4 protein-coding genes are annotated in these 5,084 nt (G+C 62.3%); all 4 read right to left on the bottom strand.

From position 1 onward, the window contains the following. Nucleotides 1–1,216: DUF2791 family P-loop domain-containing protein (locus Q8K99_05535; GenBank protein MDP2182018.1), on the bottom strand; the 1,216-nt coding region annotated here is incomplete at its 3' end. Continuing rightward, complete coding sequence (locus Q8K99_05530) at nucleotides 1,213–2,187, bottom strand: DUF2791 family P-loop domain-containing protein (protein MDP2182017.1); 975 nt, start codon at nucleotides 2,185–2,187, stop codon at nucleotides 1,213–1,215. The genes Q8K99_05535 and Q8K99_05530, both read right to left, overlap by 4 nt. Before the next feature lies 1 nt (nucleotide 2,188). Then, nucleotides 2,189–2,986 carry a hypothetical protein gene (locus Q8K99_05525; GenBank protein ID MDP2182016.1) on the bottom strand — a complete coding sequence of 266 codons (798 nt, stop codon included), beginning with the start codon at nucleotides 2,984–2,986 and terminating at the stop codon, nucleotides 2,189–2,191. A gap of 107 nt (nucleotides 2,987–3,093) precedes the next feature. Beyond that, nucleotides 3,094–5,084: HsdR family type I site-specific deoxyribonuclease (locus Q8K99_05520; protein ID MDP2182015.1), on the bottom strand; the 1,991-nt coding region annotated here is incomplete at its 5' end.

Genomic DNA, 5,084 nt, shown 5'->3' with positions numbered 1-5,084 from the left:
GGGTGTCCTCTATGTAGTCCGTCTCGATACGCTCCACCTCAGTCCGCGAGACGTACGCGGGGTCAATGCGCTGAAGGTCCCAGCGGGTTATCCACGAGCGGACGTACTCACGCATCTGCCAGCCAACGCTCATGCCATCGGGTTCCTGAGTGGACGGAGGAACACCGTATGCCTCGCCATAGACCTCGGCAAGCCGCAGAAGCGTCTGACTCAGTGCGGCGTCATCGGGCTCAGGCAAGCGGATGCAGCTTCTCTGGATCTCAAGCATCATGCGCTCAGCCAGCGCCGCAGTCAGGTCGCTATCCGCATCTCCGCGTGCCCGGAATCTGAACCCGATCTGATTGATATCGTCCTTGCCTTCGCGAATGACAGCCGTTTCAAAATCAGGGGTGATCGCCCCCACCACAAACAACCCCGGAACAGCCGATTCTTCATCCAGCCCCATCAATCTACAAAGCTCGGCATAGGACCGCCCCCGTTGCAGGAAGCTATACCTCCCTATCAACTCGAGCTCATCGAGGAGTATCAGCCAGCCGTTGTAGCCAGCGGCATGCAGTAGTCTCGCCATGAACCTGAAGCGCTCCCTGGCAAGGTCCTTGGCACCGATCTTCTCAATCGGATAGAAACTCGCTGCGCCGCACGATCGCAGGTCCTTCTTGAGTTGTGTCACTTGCAGGGGCCTGCCACTCCAGAAGGAGACAAGGCGTTGCTGCAACTCCTCGTTCGCGCCGGCCTCTCGATAGAGATACATCGTGGCGTCGAAGCGAGAGTTCAGTCCCGAGGTCCCCAACCACATGCTGAAGTCGTCGAACCTCGGATGGCCAGCATCAAGTCGGCTGAGAGCGATCTCATCAAGCACGCTGCCGGTGCGATCTGCTACCTGCAGACTATCGATTGCCGCCGAGAAGACCTTCGCCGGGTCGAAGAGCTGGGTCTCCTTGGAGATGACGACCTTGCTGACGGCGAATCCCGCACTAAGAGCCCGATGGCTAAGATACTCGAGCGCGTGCGACTTGCCCCCACCGAACTCCGCGGCAATCAGAAGGCCCCGTTGTTGACCGCCATCCGATATTCCGGATGCGACCTGCTCGAGACGCTCCGAGAACAACTCGAGCAACGCGTCTCCGTTGAAGCCGAGAGCTCGCACTGCGTCCCGATTTGGCACACCCGCTCGCAACGCCTCGAGTGCTCGTCGAGCCGTGAGGGAGGCGCTCACGACGCACCCCCTCCTACTGAAGAAACCCGCACCATCGGCGCGTACGGATTGACTCGGTCCCTGTCGCGCACGTCATCCCAGATGCGGTTCTTCAGGGCTTGATACTTCGGGAAACCCCGGTTGGTCGAATCATCGAGCAACGCGTCGGGCGCTAACACGAGGAGCATGAAATTCTCCATCTCGTCCGTCGCATCGATGAACTGTCGGAGCACCTCGTAGGCATCCATCACAGCCGCTGGAGTGTAGTAGAACTCGCCTTCGGCAGCATCGGGTCGTCGACTCAACGCGAGCTGCCGGAGATCCAGTGTTAACACCAGACCACACTCCCCGGCCTTTGCGATCCATCTGGATGTCGATGCCAGCATCGCGCGCGCACTATGTCTACCGATCTTATGGAATATGTGCTTGTCCTTGACGGCGCTGATCAGCCGCAGCTCTCCGCGCAACCATTCGAGAATGGACGCTCGGCTCTCCTCGGTGAACGCCTCTGGCTGCAACTCGGGCAGACAGACCTGAGTCATGGCGATGCGAAAGTCCTTGGCGAGCGAGTAATCCCTCATGACGCGATTGCTGAGCGCCTTGGTGATCTGGGTCCGCACAAGTAGCTCGTCGATGTCGAGAACGCTGGCGACCTGGGCGATGGTCATCGCGTCCCCGACCTGGTCGCCCCACACATCCGACGGTATCTTTCGAACCACCTTCCGCGCGAGCGAAACCCAGTCGAGTCTCGCGGCTACTGCGAAGAAGAGCTGCTGGATGAGATTGACTCTGGTGTCCACTGCAGTGACAGCCACAAAGCGCATACCAAGCCGACTGGCGCGCTCCTCGACCGAAACGAGAAGAGCATCCGCCGTCTCATCATCGGCTACCACGGCGAACTTGACGGCGGCCCCTCCTTCGCACACGAACGTGGAAAGGTACTCGCGCGCGAGAAAGTCCGCGTACTCATCCACTGGGATGTGGGGAACCATGCTAGCCCGCCTCTACGAAGGAAATCGACGAGTAGAGGACCTGGCGTCCATCCTCCCCGACAACGCTGATCACGCCGGCTCCTGCCTTCGTGCCAGTAGAACGAGAGAAAGAAAGCCTGGCGCCCTTCTTCGTCTCTCGAACCCCAGCTCGCTCTAGCAGGTACAAGTCCCGGCCGAACTCTTGTTTCGAGTACTCCTTGGCACTGCCCGGAGCGATGGTGAGTGCGGCGTACACCCTGTCAACGCGCATGTCGCGAGCAGGCTCATGCATGCCCCGTGCAAGATGCCGAGCGTAATCCCACGCCATGTATAGCGACTCCAGGAACACAGTGGGCTTGAAGCGCGGTGGCCTGCCCTGCACGTCTGCGAGATGCGAAATCAGGACCGAAGGGCGGACTGATTTCCAGGGCTTCTTGTCGATCAGAACCGCCCGCCGAACAGGGTCGACCCGCAGCATAGACGGGTAGCAGACCAACACGCCCTCGTCTTCCTGGATCTCGACTTTGCCGACCGCCGCCGCGAGGAGCTCCTGGACGAACAGGCCACTGCGGAAATACTCCTGCTCGGCTTCTTCTTCCCACCGCCAAGAAGATACCGCAGTGCCTGTGTCCAGCTGTGCCACCCGAAGCGACTCACTCGCATCGCCAAGCGCGCGGCGAAGGGCGGCTATGTCCCCGTGCGCGCTCGCCTTCGCGGCAGCATTAAGGGCGGACGTGACGCGCTTCGTGGACTTCGATGCGTTGGCAATCCGGCCCTCGACATCCTTCAGGGTAGACTCAAGCGTGCGCAACTCCTCCATGCGATCCCCCGTTTCCGGTCGAGCAACGCCATCCAGCAGGACAATCATAGCAGCCGAGATATTTCATCGCTCCACTGCCAACCTACCTCTCACGCCGAGCAGGTTTCCTACGCCGCCCACCCGTCGCTCAGCACTTCCGCCTGCTCGATCACGAGCTGCACCGCCGCGTCCTGCTGGTCCGGCGGGTACTTGTAGTTCCGAAGAAGCCGCTTGACCATCACCTTCATCTTGGCGCGCACGCTCTCGCGCACCGTCCAATCGATGGTCGCGCTCTCCCGAACCTTCGTCACGAGTTCCTGCGCTATCTGCTTCAGCGTCGCATCGCCGAGCTCGCGCACGGCGCTCTCGTTGGATGCCAGCGCATCGTAGAACGCGACCTCGTCGTCGTTCAGGCCAAGCTTCTCGCCCCGCTGCTGGGCCTCGCGCATGTCTTTCGCAATCGCGATGAGCTCCTCGATGACCTGTGCCGCCTCGATCGCCCGGTTCTGGTAGCGCCGAACCGACTCTCCAAGCATGGCGGCGAACGAGCGCGCCTGCACCACATTGCGGCAGCTGCGCGTCTTGATCTCGCCTTCGAGCAGCTTTCGCAGGATCTCCACCGCCAGGTTGCGCTGGGGCAACCCCCGCACTTCCTCGAGGAACTCGTCCGAGAGAATCGAGATGTCGGGCTTGTCGAGCCCGGCGGCGGCGAAGATGTCGACGACTTCGCCCGGCGCGACGGCCTTGGACACCAGCTGCTGGATCGCGTGTTCGATCTCCTCCGGCGAACGACCGCCGCCGGCAACCGCTTCCTTCGCCAGCACCGAGCGCACCGCTTGGAAGAACGCGAGATCGTCGCGGATCGAGAGCGCCTCGTCCGATGGAACTGCGAGTGCGAACGCTTGCGAAAGCGCCGAGACGTTCTCCAGCAACCGCTTCTTGCCGTCCGCCTGCGCGAGGATGTGTTCCTGCGCCGCCGGCAGCAGTGCCAGCCTCTCGTGCGAGGCACCGGTCGTCCAAGCGCTCCAGTCGAACCCGTGCAACAGCCCGCGCACGACCTCGTACTTCTCGAGCATCAGCATGACGGCCTGGCGCTGGTCGATCGCGCCCTCGCCCTTGCCGCCGCTCTCGGTGTAGGTCGCAAGCGCGTTCCGGAGCTGGTCGGCGAGGCCGAGGTAATCGACCACGAGCCCGCCGGGCTTGTCGCGGAACACACGGTTCACGCGGGCGATCGCCTGCATGAGGCCGTGCCCGCGCATGGGCTTGTCCACATACATCGTGTGCAGGCATGGCGCGTCGAAGCCCGTGAGCCACATATCTCGTACGATCACGATCGAGAAAGGGTCGTCCGAGTCTTTGAACCGTGCAGCGAGCGCCTCGCGGCGGGACTTGTTGCGGATGTGATATGAGAACACCGGACCCTCTGCCGCCGAGCCGGTCATCACGACCTTCACCACACCGTCGGCATCCCCGGTTCCCGCCCACTCAGGACGGATCCGAATAATCTCGTCGTAGAGCGCCACGCAGATACGGCGGCTCATGCAGACGACCATCGCCTTGCCGGCCATCGCCTCGCGCCGACGATCGAAGTGCTCCACCAGATCCGCCGCGATGAGCCGCAGCCGCTTCTCGGTGCCGACAAGCGCCTCGAGTTGCGCCCACTTCGACTTCAAGCGCTCCTTGCGCTCGACCTCTTCGCCCTCCGTGATTTCCTCGAACTCGGGGTCGAGGTGCGGCAACTCGTCGGGCTTGAGCTCGAGCTTGGCGAGACGGCTCTCGTAGTAGATGGGCACGGTGGCGCCGTCGTCGACCGCGCGCTGAATGTCGTAGACGCTGATGTAGGGGCCAAACACCGAGCGCGTGTTCTTGTCCGAGAGCTCGATGGGCGTGCCGGTGAAGCCTATGAAGCTCGCGTTGGGCAGCGCGTCGTGCATATGGCGCGCGTAGCCGTCGATGAAATCGTACTGGCTGCGGTGCGCCTCGTCAGCGATCACCACAATATTGCGCCGCTCCGAGAGCACCGGGTGCGTGTCGCCCTTCTGCTCCGGGAAGAACTTCTGCACGGTAGTGAATACGACGCCGCCCGCCTCACGCGTGAGCAGGCGGCGCAAGTCCGCTC

The sequence above is a fragment of the Actinomycetota bacterium genome, assembly GCA_030682655.1.
Taxonomy (GTDB): Bacteria; Actinomycetota; Coriobacteriia; order Anaerosomatales; family JAUXNU01; genus JAUXNU01.
This window is presented reverse-complemented; position numbering and strand designations above follow the sequence as displayed.